24 protein-coding genes are annotated in these 20,889 nt (G+C 43.2%); 8 read left to right on the forward strand and 16 right to left on the reverse strand.

The window, feature by feature from the left end:
- Positions 1-25 precede the first annotated feature (25 nt).
- Positions 26-361, forward strand: coding sequence for a sporulation membrane protein YtrH (locus QNH43_RS19955; RefSeq protein WP_076364742.1), 336 nt, complete (start codon positions 26-28; stop codon positions 359-361).
- Positions 358-861, forward strand: a complete 504-nt coding sequence (gene ytrI, locus QNH43_RS19960; RefSeq protein ID WP_283915370.1) for a sporulation membrane protein YtrI — start codon at positions 358-360, stop codon at positions 859-861. Before QNH43_RS19955 ends, ytrI begins: the two co-directional genes overlap by 4 nt.
- Positions 862-916: 55 nt before the next feature.
- On the opposite strand, the gene QNH43_RS19965 is transcribed toward ytrI, so the two are convergent.
- Positions 917-1,855 carry a DHH family phosphoesterase gene (locus QNH43_RS19965; protein ID WP_283915371.1) on the reverse strand — a complete coding sequence of 313 codons (939 nt, stop codon included), beginning with the start codon at positions 1,853-1,855 and terminating at the stop codon, positions 917-919.
- Positions 1,856-2,023: 168 nt separating this feature from the next.
- Here QNH43_RS19965 and QNH43_RS19970 point away from each other — a divergent pair, with 168 nt between their 5' ends.
- Complete coding sequence (locus QNH43_RS19970; RefSeq protein ID WP_034309143.1) at positions 2,024-2,326, forward strand: YtpI family protein; 303 nt, start codon at positions 2,024-2,026, stop codon at positions 2,324-2,326.
- 27 nt (positions 2,327-2,353) lie between these two features.
- Here QNH43_RS19970 and QNH43_RS19975 read toward each other — a convergent pair whose 3' ends face one another.
- The 3 genes from QNH43_RS19975 to QNH43_RS19985 all read right to left on the reverse strand — a co-directional run bounded on the left by QNH43_RS19975 (position 2,354) and on the right by QNH43_RS19985 (position 5,553).
- On the reverse strand, positions 2,354-3,673 hold the full coding sequence (locus QNH43_RS19975; RefSeq protein ID WP_076366255.1) for a DRTGG domain-containing protein: 1,320 nt from the start codon (positions 3,671-3,673) through the stop codon (positions 2,354-2,356).
- Between the two features lie 71 nt (positions 3,674-3,744).
- Positions 3,745-3,969, reverse strand: a complete 225-nt coding sequence (locus tag QNH43_RS19980) for a hypothetical protein (RefSeq protein ID WP_076364733.1) — start codon at positions 3,967-3,969, stop codon at positions 3,745-3,747.
- A gap of 903 nt (positions 3,970-4,872) precedes the next feature.
- Positions 4,873-5,553, reverse strand: a complete 681-nt coding sequence (locus tag QNH43_RS19985; RefSeq protein WP_283915372.1) for a metal-dependent hydrolase — start codon at positions 5,551-5,553, stop codon at positions 4,873-4,875.
- 120 nt (positions 5,554-5,673) lie between these two features.
- On the opposite strand from QNH43_RS19985, the gene QNH43_RS19990 reads away from it, so the two are divergent.
- The gene (locus QNH43_RS19990; RefSeq protein WP_283915373.1) at positions 5,674-6,771 is read left to right on the forward strand and encodes a M24 family metallopeptidase; all 1,098 of its coding nucleotides are present in this window, start codon (positions 5,674-5,676) and stop codon (positions 6,769-6,771) included.
- A 439-nt stretch (positions 6,772-7,210) separates the two neighbouring features.
- A complete protein-coding gene (locus tag QNH43_RS19995) occupies positions 7,211-7,645 on the forward strand; it encodes a universal stress protein (protein WP_076366253.1) in 435 nt (144 codons plus the stop codon).
- A 56-nt stretch (positions 7,646-7,701) separates the two neighbouring features.
- Here QNH43_RS19995 and argH read toward each other — a convergent pair whose 3' ends face one another.
- Positions 7,702-9,081 (reverse strand): argininosuccinate lyase, encoded by a 1,380-nt coding sequence (gene argH / locus QNH43_RS20000; protein ID WP_283915374.1) that lies wholly within the window; start codon positions 9,079-9,081, stop codon positions 7,702-7,704.
- On the reverse strand, positions 9,078-10,283 hold the full coding sequence (locus QNH43_RS20005; RefSeq protein ID WP_283915375.1) for an argininosuccinate synthase: 1,206 nt from the start codon (positions 10,281-10,283) through the stop codon (positions 9,078-9,080). Before QNH43_RS20005 ends, argH begins: the two co-directional genes overlap by 4 nt.
- Positions 10,284-10,496: 213 nt before the next feature.
- On the opposite strand from QNH43_RS20005, the gene QNH43_RS20010 reads away from it, so the two are divergent.
- On the forward strand, positions 10,497-10,811 hold the full coding sequence (locus tag QNH43_RS20010) for a hypothetical protein (protein WP_283915376.1): 315 nt from the start codon (positions 10,497-10,499) through the stop codon (positions 10,809-10,811).
- Positions 10,812-10,870: 59 nt separating this feature from the next.
- Here the strand turns inward: QNH43_RS20010 and QNH43_RS20015 are convergent, their stop codons facing one another.
- From QNH43_RS20015 to QNH43_RS20030, 4 genes are all read right to left on the reverse strand, one after another.
- Positions 10,871-11,383: a MogA/MoaB family molybdenum cofactor biosynthesis protein gene (locus QNH43_RS20015; RefSeq protein ID WP_283915377.1), complete on the reverse strand. Its 513-nt coding sequence runs from the start codon at positions 11,381-11,383 to the stop codon at positions 10,871-10,873.
- Entirely contained in the window at positions 11,380-12,222 is an 843-nt protein-coding gene (locus tag QNH43_RS20020) for an EcsC family protein (RefSeq protein ID WP_283915378.1), read from the reverse strand. Before QNH43_RS20020 ends, QNH43_RS20015 begins: the two co-directional genes overlap by 4 nt.
- Before the next feature lie 208 nt (positions 12,223-12,430).
- Positions 12,431-13,636 (reverse strand): acetate kinase, encoded by a 1,206-nt coding sequence (locus QNH43_RS20025; protein ID WP_283915379.1) that lies wholly within the window; start codon positions 13,634-13,636, stop codon positions 12,431-12,433.
- A 176-nt stretch (positions 13,637-13,812) separates the two neighbouring features.
- The gene (locus QNH43_RS20030; protein ID WP_076364715.1) at positions 13,813-14,799 is read right to left on the reverse strand and encodes a class I SAM-dependent methyltransferase; all 987 of its coding nucleotides are present in this window, start codon (positions 14,797-14,799) and stop codon (positions 13,813-13,815) included.
- Positions 14,800-15,065: 266 nt separating this feature from the next.
- Between QNH43_RS20030 and QNH43_RS20035 the strand changes: the two genes are divergently transcribed.
- The gene (locus QNH43_RS20035) at positions 15,066-15,383 is read left to right on the forward strand and encodes a hypothetical protein (protein ID WP_076364713.1); all 318 of its coding nucleotides are present in this window, start codon (positions 15,066-15,068) and stop codon (positions 15,381-15,383) included.
- Between the two features lie 169 nt (positions 15,384-15,552).
- Here the strand turns inward: QNH43_RS20035 and tpx are convergent, their stop codons facing one another.
- The 5 genes from tpx to sppA form a co-directional block, all read right to left on the reverse strand.
- The gene (gene tpx, locus QNH43_RS20040) at positions 15,553-16,053 is read right to left on the reverse strand and encodes a thiol peroxidase (protein ID WP_034309176.1); all 501 of its coding nucleotides are present in this window, start codon (positions 16,051-16,053) and stop codon (positions 15,553-15,555) included.
- 179 nt (positions 16,054-16,232) lie between these two features.
- Complete coding sequence (gene ytfJ, locus QNH43_RS20045) at positions 16,233-16,709, reverse strand: GerW family sporulation protein (protein WP_076364709.1); 477 nt, start codon at positions 16,707-16,709, stop codon at positions 16,233-16,235.
- Between the two features lie 15 nt (positions 16,710-16,724).
- Positions 16,725-17,414 (reverse strand): DUF2953 domain-containing protein, encoded by a 690-nt coding sequence (locus QNH43_RS20050; RefSeq protein ID WP_283915380.1) that lies wholly within the window; start codon positions 17,412-17,414, stop codon positions 16,725-16,727.
- A 98-nt stretch (positions 17,415-17,512) separates the two neighbouring features.
- The gene (locus tag QNH43_RS20055; protein WP_076364705.1) at positions 17,513-18,052 is read right to left on the reverse strand and encodes an RDD family protein; all 540 of its coding nucleotides are present in this window, start codon (positions 18,050-18,052) and stop codon (positions 17,513-17,515) included.
- Between the two features lie 12 nt (positions 18,053-18,064).
- On the reverse strand, positions 18,065-19,066 hold the full coding sequence (gene sppA, locus QNH43_RS20060) for a signal peptide peptidase SppA (RefSeq protein WP_283915381.1): 1,002 nt from the start codon (positions 19,064-19,066) through the stop codon (positions 18,065-18,067).
- A 207-nt stretch (positions 19,067-19,273) separates the two neighbouring features.
- Between sppA and QNH43_RS20065 the strand changes: the two genes are divergently transcribed.
- Positions 19,274-20,074 carry an NAD kinase gene (locus QNH43_RS20065; protein WP_076364701.1) on the forward strand — a complete coding sequence of 267 codons (801 nt, stop codon included), beginning with the start codon at positions 19,274-19,276 and terminating at the stop codon, positions 20,072-20,074.
- A 35-nt stretch (positions 20,075-20,109) separates the two neighbouring features.
- Here QNH43_RS20065 and QNH43_RS20070 read toward each other — a convergent pair whose 3' ends face one another.
- A complete protein-coding gene (locus QNH43_RS20070; protein ID WP_349654776.1) occupies positions 20,110-20,880 on the reverse strand; it encodes a TatD family hydrolase in 771 nt (256 codons plus the stop codon).
- Positions 20,881-20,889: the final 9 nt, after the last annotated feature.

Consider the following 20,889-nt stretch of genomic DNA (forward strand, 5'->3'; position numbering starts at 1 on the left):
ATCAAGAAAAAAAGGATGATGATATATGAATGAAGCCTTTGTTCCAGCCTTCCTCAACAGCTTTTTCATATCGCTTGGCGTATTGCTTGGCGGCTCGATAATCGGGGGCCTCGCCGCTTTTTTTACTGGACAGGCCCCGATGACGACTGTATTCCGGCTATCGGACAGCCTTCGTATTTGGGCGATCGTCGCTGCGATCGGGGGTACTTTTGATATGGTCTATAATTTCGAACGCGGTATTTTCCACGGGGAAACGAAGGATATAGTCAAGCAGGTCCTATTGATTCTATCTGCACTTGGCGGAGCACAGACCGGAGCACTGATCATAAACTGGTTCACGCAAGAGCATATTTCATCATGAGGATCCCTCCCTATCACCGGTCTCCCACCTGGCAGCGCTTCTTTGCCGGAGCCGCACTTGGCGGATTGATCAGTTGGATGATTTTCTTTTATATGCATGGTGTCCAGCAGGAGAAGCAGATCCGGACCCTTCACGAACAAAGAGAAGTGATCAAGGATTTAAACGGGAAAATCGCAATTTGGGAGCAGGATTATAAAAAATTGAACCAGAAAAACGAGGAGATATTGACGATTCAGGAAGTGGAAGTAACCATTACGAATGAAAAATACAGTCTGGATCGGCTGAGTATTGCAGAAGCCGAGGATGTGATCGAGGACGACCTTTCCTCTCTTCTCGCCAAAGATGTCGCCAGTGTCTATAACGGAAAGGTGCTTTTGAAAAAATCCATCGAAAATAAGATCGTGACCATCAATAAAAAGCGCTATCGACTTGAAGTCGTCGAGATCATGTTTTATACGAAAATGAATATTGAAATCGAACTAAAAAGGACTACTTCTTAATACTATCCACTAAACGTAAAGACCAAATCATAGGCGATTTGGTCTTTACGTTTTTTCATTCCGCTTTATTCAACTCTTCCATGTCGGCAAGGATATTATCCACTTCATCCCAAGAATGAATCGAAGCCCCAGCTGCAAGGGGGTGGCCTCCTCCGTTATATTTACGGGCAATCGTATTGATGATCGGTCCTTTAGAACGGAAACGGACTCTGATTTCTTTATCCTCTTCAATGAAAAAGACCCATGACTTAACATTTTTAATCGAACCGAGCGAGGAAACGAGCTGAGATGCCTCAGATGTAGAAGCCTGGAACTGTTCAAGTATATCTTTTGTGATGATCATTTTCCCTGTGCCATATGGAAGGATTTCGAAATGCTGCAGCACATAGCCATTCAACCGGACTATGCTTTCCTCGACGTCATACATTTCCTGATATAACTGCGGGCGGGAGAACGAATAGTTGATCAATTCACTGGCATGGGCAAATGTCTTTTCAGTCGTATTCTGGAATAGGAAACGACCTGTATCGCCAACAATTCCTGCATATAGAAGGCGTGCCGCTTCATCACTCATCTTCAAGCCCTGTTCTTTACCGAACTGGTAAAACTCATAAATCATTTCACTTGTTGAACTTGCCGATGTATCGACCCAACGCATATCCCCATATGGATCTTCATTAGGATGATGATCGATCTTAATCAGTTTATCACCCGTCGTGTACCTTGCATCACAAATCCGGTCCGTATTTGCGGTATCACAAACGATGACCAAGGCACCTTGATATGTTTCATCCGAAATCACATCGAGCCTTCTTAAATAATTCAATGACGGTTCTTCTTTCCCGACCGTAAAAATTCGCTTTTCGGGGAAAGATGCTTTCAGGATTTCCGCCAATCCCCCCTGTGAACCATAAGCGTCCGGATCTGGACGGACATGACGATGGAGAATGATAGTATCATAACGCTTTATATCTGCTAATATTTCAGCTTTCATATAGATCTCCCCTTAACATATGTATTATCGAGCCTTATAAAGATGATATATTTCATTTAATCAAAAAATTGGGGAAATAGGAAGACTCATCTTGTTTACTGTGGCATTCTCTTTCATTTCCCGCTACAATAAAAAGGTACATATGTTAAATTGGGGGAATTACAAACGATGCCTATTCTTGTCACCTTGATCGTTCTTTCGCTAGGGGTCTATCTGTTTTATAAAATCAAATCGGTCCGAACCAGGATGCCGATGGAGAAAAAGTGGATTTCAGGTAAGTCTTCCATTGCCCTTGGTGCGTTTGTCGCACTATTCGGAATCAATCAGCTTTTTCTGTTCCACACGACCATCACTTATATCATTGCTGCCGTTTTCATCTTCGTTGGGCTATTCAGTATTTGGGGCGGCTATAAAATGTATAAATTTTATTTGCCGCATGCAATTGAAGAAGCTGCAAATCAAAAAGGATAATCGAATTTCGATTATCCTTTTTATTTTTCATGATCGGTCCAGCAATTGGCAAGTCAACATCGCCTTGCCGACAAGTTTGCCTTGGTTAAACACCTCGACATCCACTTTTCCGAATTTACGTCCTACATCAAGGACACGCGGATGGATTTCAAGCGTACTGTCGATCTGGACTGGCTTGATGAAGTAGATCGTCATGTTTTCCACGACCAGGTCACCGCGCTTATAGCTTCGAAGTGCACGGTTTGCCGAGTCGGTGACCAATGTCGTGAACACACCGCTTGAAATGGTTCCAAGGTAATTGGTCATCTGCGGAGTGACGCCATAGTTATACACTTCCTCGCCCTTGCCGCGATTCGAAGTCATCACAAGCTGGCTTGTGATCGTATCGTCGATCGTTTCGCCGACCTGCGGCTGCCTTTGACTCATTTGCAGTGCCTTCAGCACATCCTGCCTGCTCACGATTCCCTTTAGGATATTACTGTCATTCACGACCGGGATTAACTCAATCCCTTCCCAAACCATCATATGTGCAGAAGATGCCACACTCATTTTATCGCCTACGGTCATCGGGTTTTTCGTCATAACCTTATCAATGAGCGTCAGCTCTTCCTGTCCGATGATATCTTTTGATGTGACCATTCCTTGAACCTTCATATTATCATCGACAACAGGGAAACGGCTATGCCCGGATTCCTGATTCAGTTCATGCCAAGTCTGAACCCGGTCACCCACAGTCAAAAAGGTCGTTTCCTGTACGGGTGTCAAAATATCTTCCACCAGCAAGATTTCCTTTTTGATCAATTGGTCATAAATCGCCCGATTGATCATCGTTGCGACGGTAAACGTATCGTAACTCGTTGAGATGACTGGCATCTCCAATTCATCGGCTAACCTTTTAACGGGCTCTTCCGTATCGAATCCCCCGGTGATCAGCACCGCTGCACCCGCTTTTAACGCGTGCTCGTGGGCCTGTGTACGGTTCCCGACGATCAGCAGGTTTCCTGCCCCTGTATATCTCATCATGGCATCCAGCTTCATCGCCCCGATGACGAATTTATTTAAAGTCTTATGAAGTCCCGTTTTCCCACCAAGAACTTGTCCGTCAACAATATTGACTACTTCTGCGAAAGTGAGCTTTTCAATATTCTCTTTTTTCTTTTTCTCAATACGGATCGTGCCTACCCGCTCAATCGAGCTCACGTAGCCCTGGTTCTCCGCCTCTTTAATTGCCCGGTATGCCGTACCTTCACTAACATTCAATGCTTTCGCAATTTGACGGACGGAAATCTTTTCGCCAACAGGGAGCCCATCGATATGTTTTAATATTTGTTCATGCTTTGTAGCCAAGCGCTTCACCCTTTTCACGGTATTCCTATTCTCCATTATAAGGTCAAAGAGCCTAGTTTATCAAACAACTACTAGTATTGGCGCAACCTTTTGTATTCCTGCTTGCGTTTTACCTTTTGTTTCTTAGGAGAATATAGTATGCCCGTCAAGTTTCCAGCCACCGCCAACAATGCAAACAACAGCCAAGATCCAGCAAACAGGCTCTCCAGACCGCCACTTTCCAACGACAAACGCGGCACGGCATAATACAGCATCACACCGCATAAAAGCAAACACAGCAATAATCTCTGTTTCATCCAATCCCCCCTTTTTTTTCATCTATTCATTTTATGCCTGCGAAAGGAAAAAAGACTTAGCTGTTGAGCGAGAGTTTACTTTCAGATAGATTCACTTTGTATGGATACTTTTTTCATAAAAGAGGGGTGCATTTACTCGATATACATAAGGAGGGATTAGTTTTGTTAAGCATACCAATTCAATAATAGTTGCTTTGAGCGCCCTAACTATAGCTGGATGTTCCGAAGCAGGTACTAAAGTGGCAGTCAATGGAGAGGAAAATGATTCTAAACAGACAGATAATAAAGAAGTGTCAGAAATAAAAGATGAAGATTAGAAAAGAAACTCACTGTACGAGGTAGTTTACAAGGAAAACAGGAAGCAGTAGTATTGGTAAAACACCAATCATCACTTGGTCCACAGCGGTGCAGACAAACGCACCAACAACCACGACTTTCCCATGCAGTAGATTTTGGAAACTGGACGCTATCTCGATAATGAGATATACGGAAGTGTATATGTAAAATAATGAACTTGACTTATTTTCCTAAAGTTCTCCTTTTCTAATAAAAAACTAAAAAGACTTTAGTAAAGGCGGATATAACTAATTGTTAAGTCTTAATGGTGAAAGATACAGTCAACTTACAAACCTTCCAAAACTGAGGGCAATTGGGTTTCTCTCTTAGTTTTAATGCAGAGTTGATTGGAACGGAAGGTGCGAGACTCCTGCGGGAATGCGAGTCCAAGGGAGACCCCGCAGGCGCATAAGCGCCAAGGAGGCTCCCGGACCGCCCGCGGAAAGCGAGTGCCTGCAGTGGAAAGAAACGGTCAAATTTTACAACCTAAAAAAAACTGTCGACACACTCCATTATCATCGAGCTTATCTATAGTCTGACGGAAGCCCCCGCAGGCTCCCGCTCCTATTAAAAATCTATTTCATCCCCGGCTTCCATGATCAGTCCATTTCCCTCTTCAAGCAAGTCGATGAATTTGTCAGGATCCTGTTTGATGACAGGGAAAGTATTGTAATGAATCGGCACGACTTGTTTGGCTTGAAGGAATTTCGCAGCAAGTGCCGCATCTTCAGGGCCCATGGTATAATTGTCGCCGATTGGCAAGAACGCCAAGTCAATCGGATGTCGCTCCCCGATCAGTTTCATATCGGAAAATACCGCTGTATCCCCTGCATGGTAGATCGTTTTCCCATCTATCATAAGCAATATGCCAGCAGGCATTCCTAAATAAATGATTTGCCCCTCTCCGTTATTGAATCCCGTTCCATGGAAAGCTGGCGTCAGTTTCACTTTTCCAAAATCGAACTCGAAAGCCCCGCCGATGCTCATCCCGTGGGTCCTAACCCCTTGAGCACCCAGGTAGTCGGCAATCTCAGCAATGCCGATGACAAGTGCATCATGCCTTTTGGCCAATTCAACCGTATCACCGACGTGGTCATTATGGCCATGTGTTAAGATGATCACATCCGGTTTCACATCTTCTACCTTCAAATCGGTCAATTCGTTTCCAGTAATGAATGGATCGATTAAAATCGTTTTACCATTCGTTTCGACTTTTACAACTGCATGTCCATGAAAAGATACTTTCATTTTTGATGCTCCCTTCCCAATACCCACTAATTTTTTTAAGTAGCTTTCTTAGGCCTTTCCCATTTACTATACTTTTAAATATTGCTATGGTAATTATATCTTATTAATGGAGGTATCGTCATGAATGAACGTTTGACAGAACTACAAAATTGGCTGCAGGCCAATGAGGCTGAAGTCGCTTTACTTACATCTACAGAGAGCATCTTCTATTTGAGCGGTTTTTATAGTGATCCTCATGAAAGACTGCTAGCACTTGCCATTTTTGCAAATGCCGACCCATTCCTTGTCTGCCCGCAGATGGAAGTCCCGGATGCTAAACAGGCTGGATGGGCTGGAGATATCATCGGCTACACCGATATTGAAAATCCTTGGGAAAAAGTTAAGCAAGCAGTGAAGAATCGCGGGTTGACCATTAATACAATGGCCATTGAAAAAGAGCATATGAATGTAGAACGTTATGAAAAAGTCCAACAATACTTCGGAGCACCAAATCTCGTTTCCGCAGAAGAAAAACTTCAAAGGATGCGAATGATCAAATCGGAAGATGAAATGGTCAAAATCCGTGAAGCATGCCGACTTGCCGACTTTGCGATCGAAGTGGGTGTCAGCCAAATTCATGAGGGTAAAACGGAAATGGAAATCCTTGCAGCGATAGAATACGAGTTGAAAAAGGCAGGCGTCAGCCAAATGTCTTTTTCAACCATGGTCCTGACTGGTAAAAATGGCGCTTCCCCACATGGCACACCCGGTAATACGAAGGTTCAGCGCGGCGACCTTGTCCTATTTGACCTGGGCGTCGTTCATGAAGGGTACTGCTCTGACATCACTAGAACGGTTGCTTACGGGGATATCAATGATAAACAGGCAGAAATATATGATACTGTACTTAGAGCCCAAGAAGCTGCCGTTGCAGCCAGTAAACCTGGTGTATCCTGTTCCGAGATAGACTTGACTGCCAGAAACATCATCAGGAATAAAGGATACGGTGATTTCTTCCCGCACAGGCTCGGCCACGGACTTGGGATCAGCGTCCATGAGTATCCATCCTTGACTGAAACGAACTCCCTCGAACTTCAATCCGGAATGGTTTATACCATCGAACCTGGCATATATGTTCCGAATGTTGCCGGCGTAAGGATTGAAGATGATCTACTGATCACCGATACCGGCTGTGAAGTTTTGACCAAATTCCCTAAGAGCCTGCAAATCATAAAGTGATAATGTCTTAACCATTTAATAGATCGAACCCCGGATACCCCCGCCTTCTTTTAAGACGGGGGTATCTATTATTCAAAATTCATTTCAACTAATCGGTCCGAACCAGATATCTTCTTGTGGTGAACCTTGATTCGCCTTCATTTACCCCTGACATAACCACACTATAATGGAAGAGAAAAGCCAAGGCTTGAAATGATTATAAATCTAATCCTTTTATTATGCTGATCTCAAGAATATTAAACTATGCATTATATTTATACGTGCTTTTGCATGCTTTGATATAATCATTTATTTTTTTCACATCACTTAAAATGGTTAGAATCTTTTTCCAGATCATTGGCTAAAACATTCGCTAATTTGTTACAATTGAAATCGGATCCATCAGGTAAACCATAGTATAATAGGAATATAATAGAAGGAGGAGATTCACTTGAATAGTATAGATTATAAAAATATTCTTGTAGCAGTGGACGGTTCGGAAGAAGCAGAGTGGGCCCTAAAAAAGGCAATCTATTTAGCAAAACTCAGTGACGCTACCCTTGTGCTCACACATATCGTGGATACAAGGAATTTCCCTACTGTCGAAGCTTATGATATGACTATCCGTGATCACTCTGAAACCTTTGCCAATGAGCTTTTGGACAAGTATAAAACGGAAGCCATTGCATCCGGGATTGTAAAGGTCCAAACAGAAGTTGCATATGGTTCCCCTAAAGTTCAAATTCCAAGGGATTTAGCGAAAAAGCATTCGATCGATTTAATTGTATGCGGTGCAACGGGCCTTAACGCAGTCGAACGTTTTCTTATCGGCAGCGTGTCGGAAGGCATCGTTCGCCATTCCAACTGTGATGTAATGGTCGTGCGTACGAATTGATAAAAGAAAATGATATAAAAAGCTCGTTCGCCAAATTGGTGAACGAGCTTTTCCCGTTATTCACTTACCAGTTTTTCCGCCTTTTCAATCGCAAGCAAGACTTGGGCAAAACCCGTACCGCCCGCACTGTTACGGCGTTTAACTGCTTCATAAGGATTTAATGCATCATAAATATCCTGTTCAAACAACTCGGAAGCTTCCTGGAATTGTTCCATGCTTAGGTCCACTAAATAGCAGCCATTCTGGACACAGAACAATACAAGCTTCCCGACCACTTCGTGCGCCTTACGGAAAGGCATACCCTTAGAAGCTAGGTAATCAGCTAATTCCGTCGCATTCGAGAAGTCATTTTTTGTTGCTTTTTCCATTACGTCCGTTTTCACTTTCATCGTAGAGATCATGCCGGCAAATATCTTCAGTGAACCAACAATGGTCTTAACCGTATCAAAAACGCCTTCTTTATCTTCTTGCATATCTTTGTTATAAGCAAGCGGCAGTCCTTTCAAAACAGTCAATAACCCCGTTAGGTTCCCATAAACCCGTCCTGTTTTACCACGGATCAATTCCGCCATATCAGGGTTTTTCTTTTGCGGCATGATGCTGCTTCCCGTGGAAAACGCATCATCCAATTCAATGAATTGGAATTCCTGGCTTGACCAGAGAATGATTTCTTCGCTGAAACGGGATAAATGCATCATCATTGTCGCACTGTTGCTCATGAATTCAATGGCAAAATCACGATCACTCACCGCATCAAGGCTGTTTTCGTAAATCCCATCAAACCCCAAGAGTTCCGCACTGAGAACACGGTCAATCGGGAAAGTCGTCCCAGCTAATGCCCCGGCACCCAATGGAGAGATATTGATCCTTTTGAAACTCTCGGTGAAGCGCTGCTTATCACGCTCAAGCATCCAAAAATAAGCCATTAAATGGTGGGCAAATGAAATGGGCTGCGCACGCTGCAAATGTGTATAACCAGGAATTAGTGTTTCCACATTTTTCTTGGATTGTCCCAAAATCGCCATTTGCAAATCATTGATGAGTTCCAGAATCACTTTCGTTTGGTTCCGCATATACAGATGAAGGTCGGTTGCAACTTGGTCATTACGGCTTCTTCCTGTATGAAGCTTTCCGCCAACTGGACCGATTTCGCTTATTAGCATACTTTCCAGGTTAAGATGGATATCTTCCATCTCAACCTTAAAAGTCAATTCACCCTTCTCAGCTTTTTCCTGTAAACTTTTCAGACCCGTAATGATCTGATCCGCATCTTCTTCAGGTAAAATGCTGCATTTCTTTAACATGGTTACATGAGCTAAACTCCCTTGAATATCTTCAAGGACAAGTTCCTGGTCAAAGGATATGGAAGCTCCAAACTCATCTACCCATTCTTCGGCAGATTTCGTGAATCTTCCTCCCCAAAGCTTGCTGCTCACACTGTCACCTTCTTGTTATTGACCATGCTGTTCACTTTCGTTGGAAGTCCCCATAATTTAATGAATCCAACTGCTGCATCATGATCGAATTCGTCAGCTTTTGTATAAGTGGCCAATTTTTCATCATATAGGGAGTACTCGGATTTTCTTCCTTCAACAATCGCATGACCTTTGAATAGTTTCACACGGACCGTACCGGTTACATTCACTTGTGTTTCTTTCAGGAATGCAGCCAAAGCTTTTTGAAGCGGAGAGAACCAAAGTCCTTCATAAATCAATTCAGTCATTTTCTTCTCGATCACCGGTTTGAAGTGAGCCAATTCTTTTACAAGCGTGATATCTTCAAGTTCTTTGTGTGCAGCTATCAATGTCATCGCACCAGGAGCTTCATAGACTTCACGGGATTTGATTCCTACTAATCTATTTTCAACGTGATCGATACGTCCAACTCCGTGCTTGCCGGCAATTTGATTCAACTCGACGATCAGATCAGCCAATTTATAGTTTTTATCATTCAATGTAACCGGCACACCTTGTTCAAAGCCAATTTCAATGATATCAGCAGTATCTGGCGTACTTTCAAGGCTTGCAGTCAAATCATATGCCTCTTCCGGCGGAGCTGCCCATGGATCTTCCAGGATTCCACATTCGTTACTTCTTCCCCAAAGGTTTTGGTCAATCGAGAATGGACTCGCCATGCCAATCGGAACGGGAATGCCATTTTTCGCTGCATATTCAATCTCCTCTTCACGAGACCATTTCCAGTCACGAACAGGTGCAAGAACTTGCAAATTAGGGTTCAATGCAGAGATGGAAACTTCGAAACGCACTTGGTCATTTCCTTTTCCCGTACAACCGTGCGCAACGGCTACCGCGTTTTCCGCTTCAGCCACTTCCACTAATTTCTTCGCGATCAGCGGACGTGATAAAGCTGATACCAATGGATATTTCCCTTCATACAAAGTATGTGCCTGAAGAGCCGTCAATGCGAATTCATCCGCGAATTCGTCCTTCGCATCAATGACATAGGAACTTACCGCACCAACAGTGATCGCTTTTTCTTTAATGAAGTCCAAATCTTTCCCTTCACCGACATCCAAGCAGCATGCCACAACTTCGTACCCTTGATCTTGTAACCATTTAATTGCAACGGAAGTATCCAAACCTCCGGAATATGCTAAAACAACTTTTTGATTATTCATTTCCATCGTCCTTTCGTGTGAATAAAAATTCATCGTTTGTTATTTTTATTCAATCTATGATTAGTACTTTATCATCTTTATTAAAGGAATACAAGGGGTATTTTAAAGATTTTGCTAAATAATCCGCTAATATTTTCAAGGAATTTACACATTGGATGCTTCCCCGAGAATATAGTAAACTAGGAGTATGATAAATCGAAAAGCGGAGGGCATATGAAAGAACTATTTATCTATGATGAACGGCTTGGCATCTCCATTCCCGATTTGAATCTGGAGTGGGATGAATATACAAAAGGCGAGCAACAGCAAATACTCGTAAATTGGGAGAATATCCGGGGAAGCATCCCGGACCGCATCAAGGAACTGGAATCCACCATTAACCGAAAGCAGTTTCGGCTCTCCGACGAGAGTGATTTCGCCAAATCATGCCAGCTCAATTCCGAAATTGCGGAACTTGCTTCCATCATCAATGATTTATGGCTATGGTATCGTGCCAATCAAGGCGTAACTGAAAAGATGCATAATTAAGGTCATTTCCATGCAAAAAAAAGCCACAGTTTAAAACTGTGGCTTTTTTTGCATCCCTCTTATAAATCCTTGCGAAGTTCACCGACGACATGTCCCAATTCCGGGAGAATCAATTTATTCATCGCAAGCCTAACCGCCCCTGAAGAGCCTGGGGTGGAAAAAACCGCTTTGTTGTTCACGACTCCCGCAATCGCCCTGGATAGAATGGCGGCAGACCCGATATCCTCTTGATAGCTGAGCATTCGAAAAATCTCGCCAAAACCGGGAATTTCCTTGGTCATCAACTCTTTGACCGCCTCTATCGTCACATCCCTATTGGCGATGCCAGTGCCTCCATTTGTTAATATGACATCGACCATACTGCTTTGGCTACCGGATGTGACCGCATCCTGAATCGCTTTCCGCTCATCTTTAACGATTACATAATCCGTCACTTCATGCCCATTCGACTTCAGCAATTCCATCATCAGTGCTCCGCTTTTATCCGTTTCTTCATTTCGCGTATCGCTGACGGTTATCACCATGCAGCGAACTGCCTCCGTGATGGCTTTTTTATGCTTCTTGACACTCATTCTTCATCAGCCTTCTTCTCCAGTAAATAACGGAATTGATAGAACTTCTGGGCAAATTCACTGACACTCCGGGTCATTTGATAATTGGACCCGGCCCCTATGGCCATGCTGATGAATGGTATGCCCCGAACCAGTTTTTTTCGGAAAACAGTAATGGATAATGCTTTCAACAGCTGCTTCAGCGGCTGTTCCATCCAGGTAGGGTTTGTCAGTTCCTCGATTCCTAAATAAAAATAATCATCTTCTGCGGTCTGGACCTCGCGGATCAATTCTTCCCAAGCTATTCCTTGGAGCCTCTTTGGCATCGCTCCTGCATTGAATACCTTAAGGGCCAGCATCATTTCAAACGGTGTATTCACCTCAACACCATAAGACATCGCAATCAGCTGTACGATCCTGACATTGATGACCGTCATGGCCGGAATATCGCTCCCTAGCAGAAGCAGGCCTCCTGATCCGCTCAGCCCGCCTTGTGCAAATGAATATAAGCGATGCTTTGCGATATGCTGATTGGCTATGTAATTCAACTGATCGATCGATAAGTGATTCAAATCACTCAACGTTTCGATTTCTTCATTAAACACGCGCGCAGATGCTAATATCCGCTCTCTTGCATCTATTTGAACTTGTGAGCTCTGAACCATGGCATGCAAATGAAAAAGCCAAGTATCAAGCTTGTCAAAAAACTGTTGCTGGACGTTTTCCGGTAGCAGGGCAAACCCCTGCTCCAACCATTTATCATACAGTGCAGCCAGGTCCGTTGGCTCATATTGATAAAGTTTTTCCTGCCATTCACTAATTTCATTCCAAAGTTTCATTTCCCGGTTCGTGAATTCCATGCATCAAGCCTCCTATGTACAGAATTGGTGGATTCTACCTCAAGTATAACATAGAGGGAAGTTTTTTTAGAGAATAGATGATGGCGATCCAGCGTTCAAGGGTTTGGATTGCATGGACATAAAACCATGAGAAGGCGGATTTTGAGGATGAAATTTCATGGGAAAGACCCCTTACCAGAGAGATAAGGGGATCATTATTAACAGGAAGTCATGTTTTCCAAGTTTCGCTCAAAGCTATTTTCATGGTGTCCCTGACAATCATGATTTCTTCATTAGTTGGGATGACCATGACTTTCACAGGGGAATAGGGTGCATTGATGAACGCTTCCTTACCCGAGGTGCGATTGAGATCCTTGTCCCAATATACCCCCATGAATTCAAGTCCCTCCAAGATTCGCCCCCTAATGGTTTGACTGTTTTCACCGATGCCCGCGGTAAAAATGATGCCGTCCACACCTCCCATTTTAGCCGAATAGGAGCCTATGTACTTGTGAATCCGGTCTGCGAATACTTTAAGTGCGAGTTCAGCCCGCACATTGCCTTTATCCGCTTCAATTTGAATATCACGCAGGTCGCTGGAAAATCCGGAAAGGGCCAGAATGCCGCTCTTCTTATTCAGGACATCCAGCACTTCATCTGCTGTTTTTCCCGTCTTCTCCATGATATAAGGAATCAATGCCGGGTCGATGTTCCCTGAACGCGTTCCCATAGTAACACCGGCCAATGGTGTAAATCCCATTGATGTATCAATTGATTTGCCGCCCTTTATGGCCGTAATGCTTGCACCGTTCCCTAAATGGCACGATATCAACCGAAGCTGTTCAATTGGGCGGCCAATCATTTCGGCAGCCCGCTGCGATACATATTTATGTGAAGTACCATGAAACCCATACTTCCTTATTCCGTAATTTTCATAATATTCAAGGGGTAAGCTGTACAAATAGGAACCTGCTGCCATCGTTTGGTGGAAGGCAGTGTCGAATACCGCAACCGCTGGTACATCATCCAGTATTCGCCTGAAGGCTTTGATCCCGGTGATATTGGCAGGATTATGAAGGGGCGCCAACTCGGAAAGCTTTTCGATTTCCTCTATTACGTCCTCCGTAATCAAGACCGAGTCCGTGAATATCTCACCGCCATGCACCACCCGATGCCCTACGCCATCTATCTCTTCAAAGGAGCCAATGATGCGATGGTCAATCAGCTTTTTCAATAAAAGCCCTACAGCTATTTCATGATTGGGTATATCAATCGTTTCAGAAACATTTTCGCCTTCGACGCTTAAGGTAAATGCGGAATTTTTCAAGCCGATTCTGTCTACAAGACCTTTTGTAATTACTTTTTCACAAGGCATCTCAAAAAGCTGAAACTTCAATGAAGAGCTGCCCGCATTAATAGCCATGATTTTTGACATCCATCCTGCTCCTTTACTCTAAGCTAGTTCTTCCTATGTTCAGCCCAACGAAACGTGCAGTGTATTGTACAATCTTATCATGGCAAGCGGATTCAACCAAATAATAATGAAAAATTGCAAATAATCACTCTTTCAAAAAAAAGAAAGCCAATGCCTGCGGCATCAGCTTTCATTGACTATTTTTCCTCTTTAAACCAATCGTCCATCTGTTGCATGACAGACCTGGTCGCTTCAAAATCCGACAACTTCGGAAGTTGTACGAGCAATGCCTTCTTCGGTGCTTCGATACCCTCTTTTTTCTTTTGGAGGATCAGGATGCTTTTCGCAGCCGCTTCACTCTTAAACATGGAAAGCGGCAGTTGCACCATCCCTTGGATATGTGTATGCTTCTTCAGGAAATCATTGAGTTTCGGAGCTTCCTCCGAAACGAACAGGTTATTCGGGACAATGAAGAATAGGTGTCCGCCATCCTTCGCGTGTTTAACACCTTGTTCTATAAACAAATGATGTGCATACGAATGTCCCTTATCGGCCTTCAATTCATACTCAGCTGCACGCACATCATTCGGGTAATAGCCTATCGGCAAATCGCTGACCACAACATCTGAAGGATCGATGAAAAGCGGCTCCAAGCTGTCCTGGTTGAAAAATTCCAGCGGGTGTTCTTGCAGGTTGGCACCTGCATATGCAAGCCTGATCAAGGTTTCATCAATCTCGACACCATATGAAGCGATGTTTTTATCAGTAAGCTGATTCAAGATCGCAAATAGTAAATTCCCCGTTCCAATGGCTGGATCGAGCATGACTATCTCTTTTTGATCCTTGGTGAATTTACCGACTAAATAGCTGACGAACATGCCGACTGCATCAGGGGTCATATGATGATTCGGCTGAACGCTCTGCTGCATGCCTTTTAAAATGGCAAGCTGATACGCTTTACGGATTGCTTCCTTCTCATATTTCTCTGGTGAAAAATCTGCATAATGCTTCACTAACCTTTTCTTCGATACTTCACTGATTTCCTCCTGCAGGACTTTCCCTTGGAAGAAATTCTCGCCCGTTTCACCCAAGGCATCCAGATACGTACATGATAGTTCACTTTGCAATATTTGAGCTGTTTCATCAAATTCATAAAATAATTGTTCAACTGGGGTAGACTTCACTTATTAATTCCTCCTGTTTGCTTCTGTCCCTATTTTAAAGGTAAGAAGAAAGAGATACAAGCCGTACGTCCTGGTTATCATTCTTCGGTTGTTTAACCTACTGTTTTCCGATTTGAAAGTTACATATATGGACTCTCGCGGGCAACTCTTTTTTTTAAGTCAGGCGTAAATAAAAGGTACATAGGGTTGTTGCCCTGTATTTTTTATTACTTGGAAAGGCTCAATGAATGCCCAAACGGAATACCATACATGAGGTGGTGATTATTATGGATAATCAATATCAATACTATCATGGGCAGGTTAATCCAATAAATCAGCAACATGATACACAGTCAGCAGATGAATTTAACAGGCAACAACAAGGGTTTCAACAAGGGTTTAGGCAAGGATATCGACAGGGGTATCGACAAGGGTATAGGGATGGATATCGAGCAGGGCAACAAGCGGGTTTTTTTCCTGGACCTCATCAAAGACAAATGCCGTCGTGGCCTAATGAAATTGACATAAAAGTGGGTACACCTAATGGTCAAGAGTGGTCTGGCAAAATTGTTTTACCACTGAATGGTCCGAGTTTGGAGCCATAACTAATTCAAGCGCATAGATGATAAAAACAGTGTATTAGAAAAGAGCTAATGGTCTGCACTCAAAATTTAAGATACACAGCACCATGGAAAATCAGGCAAGAATAACATCCGTTAAATAAAGCTAAAACAAAAACCGGGCACATAGCGCCCGGTTTCTTAGGATTGCATCTTATTTTGCCGCTTTAGCCGCTTCGATTGCACCTTCGTAATTTGGATGGTTGGTACCTTCACTCACATATTCTACATATGTGATTTCATCAGAGCTGTTCACTACGAATACAGAGCGTGCCAATAAACGAAGTTCCTGCATGACGACACCATATGCTTCACCGAATGATAGGTCACGGTGATCGGAAAGAACTTGAACATTGTCCAAGCCGCTTGCAGCACACCAGCGTTTTTGTGCGAAAGGAAGATCGTTACTGATCGTCAGTACTTTCACATTATCCAATTTTGCAGCTTCTTCATTGAATTTACGTGTCTGTGCATCACATACACCTGTATCCACGGATGGAACCACGCTGATAATGCGGACAGAACCTTTGGAGTCGCTTAATGTAACCGGTGATAAGTCATTAGCCAATACTGTAAAATCAGGTGCTTTGTCCCCAACTTTTAGTTCTTGCCCCACTAAAGTGATCGGGTTGTTTTTAAATGTAACTGAAGCCATTAATAATTCCTCCTTTTTCTGCTATATGTACAAGCATAATCATATTTGTTTTACCGGAATTTTGCAATAAATTGAATTGGGAAATGTGAAGGGTGCTTGCACATTTCCCACATCCAGGCCTTTTATGGTCTATTGGCAGACTGCAGCAAAAAGAAAACTCGGCGGGTGCCGAGTCACAGTTAGAAATCTATATCCTGTTTAGGTTCTTGGTACCTCTTTACAGCTGGTTGACTGCCGCCTTGATTACTGCCTTGCTTTTGATTACTGCCTTTCTTGGATAGCATGGACTGAATTTTATCGACGACTTGAGGAGCTAGGTCCATCATTTTTTCGAGAAGATGCGTCCCTTCATCCAGATGAATCATTTTCACCCCATGGGAACCGACAATCAAAAAGGCAATCGGTGTTATGGAAACCCCGCCGCCGCTACCGCCGCCAAAAGGCTGCTTGGAACCGCCTTGCTGTCCTTGATGGTTCCCATCCATCATAAATTCGCTGCCACCGGCTGCAAAACCAAATCCCACTTTGGATACGGTTAAAATGACACTTCCATCCGGAGTTTCCACCGGATCCCCGATGATCGTATTCACATCGACCATTTCTTTCAGATTTTCCATCGCTTCTTTCATTAAACCTTGGATCGGATGATCTGACATTTAAATTCCTCCACTCTAGAACGATTGTTTATTGGAATCACCTGATAGCTTCGCTAATCTTCTGGACTTGAAATGCGGCTTTCCGCCTTTCCAATAACGAAGCAGTTTTATTCCAGTCACCATAGCTTGCCCGATTCTAAATTGTAATATGCAGGAAATCGACGTGTTTGCCTGCCATCTCTGAAAGTCGGGTGTAATGGAATAGGAGGGCATGATCCGGAAGTTGAAATAGGTTGTCAGCAACCCGATGATTGAACCTTTAAGTGCCCAGCACGCTCCAGTTAAAACACCGGTGTGTGCAGCGTTTTTAGTACCGACCCTGCTATGCCAGATGAATTTTTTGACTTGGACTTTCCCTGTGAATTGACGGACGATCCTATGAAATCCGATTATATGCTGAAGCATCTCCAGACTGTCTGCGAATTCGTTACGCAATTCTTCGGCTGTGATTTTTTTCTTTTCTTCCTTTTCGGTTTTTCCGTTTTCTTTATCTTCCTTTACTACTATAGCGGCAGAGTCAGCTTCCATTTTGATGACCGGAACCTTGAGTGTATAGTGAAAAAGCCCATACCAAGCTGATAATTTAATATGTATTAGGTCATCCGTTTGGATACGTTTGTAGTCGATGGACACTCTTACTTTAGTGAAAACAACAATCAGCAGCACCAAAATGAGGATACCTATAATCAACAAAAGCCACTTCATGCACCCACACCCCTTCAGCCTATCATTATCGGCATATGCAAAAAAAATAAACCTGCAAAAGCGAAAATCCCGCTCTTACAGATTTATGTATGGAAGAATCATCTTCTGATCAGCACAACGCCCGTGTCTGCAAAGACATCATGCAAAGCCTGTTTCTTCGGTAAAAGGCCTGCCAAGAGATAGCCAATCCAAGTAACTTTTGAAATATAGCGGCCAATCAGCTCCCTGAACAATATCGTCCCCCATGAAATGGTTTTTTTCTCTTCCTTCAATGCAACGACCTTCAGTCCAAAAATCATCTTGCCAAGGGTTTGGTTCAAGAATTTGGTCATCAAAACAAAGTATAAGAAGAATACGATCCCCGTTAAGAAGCCTTCTGCTGAAAACCAGAGATCATCTGTCCCTTCATAAAACTTGAAGATAGGATGAATCAAAATCCGGTTCAAACTTCCAATAACCAATAGATCGGCTAAATAGGCCCAAAACCTCATCCAAAAACCAGCAAAATGCACTTTCTTGACTCCGTCATCATCCACGGTCTTACTGGCTGGTGTAAATTCCTGCTGAACGGGAACCCCTGGATCTGCCATTAGATTGGATGAAGCGATTTGTTCATTGTTTTCATTTCTTTCCGTCATCCTTCAGCCCCCCTATTCCGCATACAAATACATTAAGCGTGGAGAATTTGAAGAGGAAAGGATTTTTGTCAAGACTGCCGTTTCCACATCATTTCCCAACATTTTTTGCGCACCCATACTGAATAATGAACCGAAACCAGCCTCATCTGTATAACGGATAACTTGAGCATCCTTTTTACCGATATCCGTTTTCATTGCGGCAATTACATCATCCAAATGGCCGAAATCATCGATTAGATGGTTTTCTTTAGCCTGACGCCCATCATAAATGCGGCCATCGGCAATTTCCCGTACTTCCTTCTCTGTCATACCGCGTCCGTCTGCAATGACTTTTACAAATTGATCATAAGAATTATTAATCATATTTTGCAGTATTTCACGTTCTTCACCAGTCATTTCCCGAGTTGGGCTCATAATATCCTTGTGTGGTCCGCTTTTGATGGTTTCGAACTCGACACCATACTTCTTGGCCAGCTTCTCGTAATTATACCCATGCATGATGACACCAAGTGAACCCGTCATCGTTTCTGGGCTAGCGTATATCTTATCGGCTGGTGCAGAAATATAATAACCGCCGGAAGCTGCCATTGATCCCATGGAAACATAGACAGGTTTTTTCACTTTCTTGATATCAAGGATCTTGTCATAAATCTCTGCACTTTCGACGACACCGCCGCCTGGAGAATTCACCCGAAGGATGATGCCTTTGATATCATCATTCTCCTCTGCCATCTTCAGCTTATCCATGAATGCGCGGTGATTATATGTTGCTGAACTAAGTAATGAGGCTTCCCCTGTATCTTGGATCGTGCCCTCTACATCAAATACGGCAATAACATTTGAGTAATCATCACCTTCTATGACTTCCTCGTAAAATGCACTTTCGGAAGCAAATAATTCATCAATGATATTTTCCGTATCCGCTGTAACTAGAGTCGTAGCCGCCCCAACAGCAATAGAGACAAAAAATAAAACGGCCGCGATTCCAAGTGCCGCCCAACGCTTTCCATTCATCTGTTTTCCCCCTTAAATATATGTATCCTTCTTACCATACGAACTAATAACAAAAATGTTTCATTCCATGATAAACTAAGTCATATAAAATTGTAGCAAAGAATCCTCAAATTGGAAATGCATTGGTCCATTTTGCACAAATTGCATTTATCGTAAACAGGATAAAGAAAGCCCTTTCATCACCATACATACTAGGGGGGGAACATGATGAACACTCGAAGGAATATTTATTTTTTCCATGCACCGAATGCAGAGATGATTAGCAAGGTAGAATACTTGTCAGACTTGGCGAAGCAACATTCGTATGAAGTCATCCAGGATTTCACGAAAGCAAACATCATCGTAAGCATCGGTGATGACGGCACATTCCTGCAGGCAGCCCGAAAAACCGGATTCAGGGATGACTGTTTATATGCGGGCATTTCCACCACAGGTAATTTGAATATGTATTGCGATTTCCACTTGGAAGACAGTGATAAAATGATCGATGCCATGACAAAAGAGCAAATCGAGGTCCGTAAATACCCAACCATCGCTATCCAGTTGGACGATCAGCCCTCCTTTTATGCCCTTAATGAACTCAGTATCCGGTCTTCCATCACCAAAACGTTCATCATGGATATCTTCATTGATCAACTCCATTTTGAAACTTTTCGCGGGGACGGAATCATCATTGCGACTCCGACTGGAAGCACCGCCTATAATAAATCGGTCAATGGGTCCGTTGTCGATCCCCTCCTCCCTTGCTTTCAAGTGAGCGAGCTTGCTTCCGTCAATAATAATACCTATCGGACCCTAGGTTCCTCATTTATTTTAAGCGGTGATAAGACGCTGACCGTCCGCCTTGAAGAAAACGGGCCAAGCTATCCGATCATCGGAATGGACAATGAAGCACTAAGCATCAATCATGTCGAAAAGGTAAAGGTCCGGTTAAGCGGTAAAGTCATCAAGACCGTTAAATTAAAAGACAATTCCTTTTGGGAAAAGGTTAAAAGGACCTTTCTATGAACTAAAAAAGGTACCGGGTATGGTAACCGGTACCTTTAAATACGATAAAAACCTTTCGTATTTTGATAAAGGATTGCATAGACATCCTCAATCGGCAATCCTTTAATCGAAGCAATCTGGCGCACACTGTGATGCATCATGCCGGGATGGGTCCATTTCCCATTGAAATCCCCTTCAAACGGCCATGGTCCATCCGTTTCAATCATCATCAGCTTAAGTGGGTATACCGAAACTAATTCCTGTATTTCCCTCTCATAACAAACATCAGGTGTAATTGAAATGCGGTAGCCCTTTTCGGCCATTCTTTCGACTGTCCGGATATCGCCTTTAAACCAATGAAAGTGTGCCTGTGTGATTTGATGCTTATCCAAAAGGTCGCAAACTATTGGTGCATCGTCATGGACGGCATGGAGGATAACCGGCTTTTCAACCTCTTTAGCTAAGGTCAGGAACCTCTCCAGTATCACTATATACGCTGAGTTATCAATATCGGGATTTTCCTGCCTTAAGTAATAGGGCAGCCCAACCTCACCTATCGCAACCATATCTTGACGATGTTCCCGCATCCAGTTCAAAAGTTCGTTCACTTCTTCATCACTTGGGAGGGGCTGCTCTGGATGAAAACCAAAGGCAGGCTTTATTCGAGAATCCTTGAGTGAGAGCTGATAATTGTTAATCGATGAAGCCAAATTCATGGAAACAGTCAGCAAGGATTCCATATGAACCTTTTCCATGTCGGTCAGAATCTGCTTCCGCTTAACAACATCATACCGGTCCAAATGGATATGACTGTCGATGATCCTCAAGTTCAATCG

This window comes from Peribacillus simplex (genome assembly GCF_030123325.1).
In the GTDB taxonomy this organism is placed as follows: domain Bacteria; phylum Bacillota; class Bacilli; order Bacillales; family DSM-1321; genus Peribacillus; species Peribacillus simplex_D.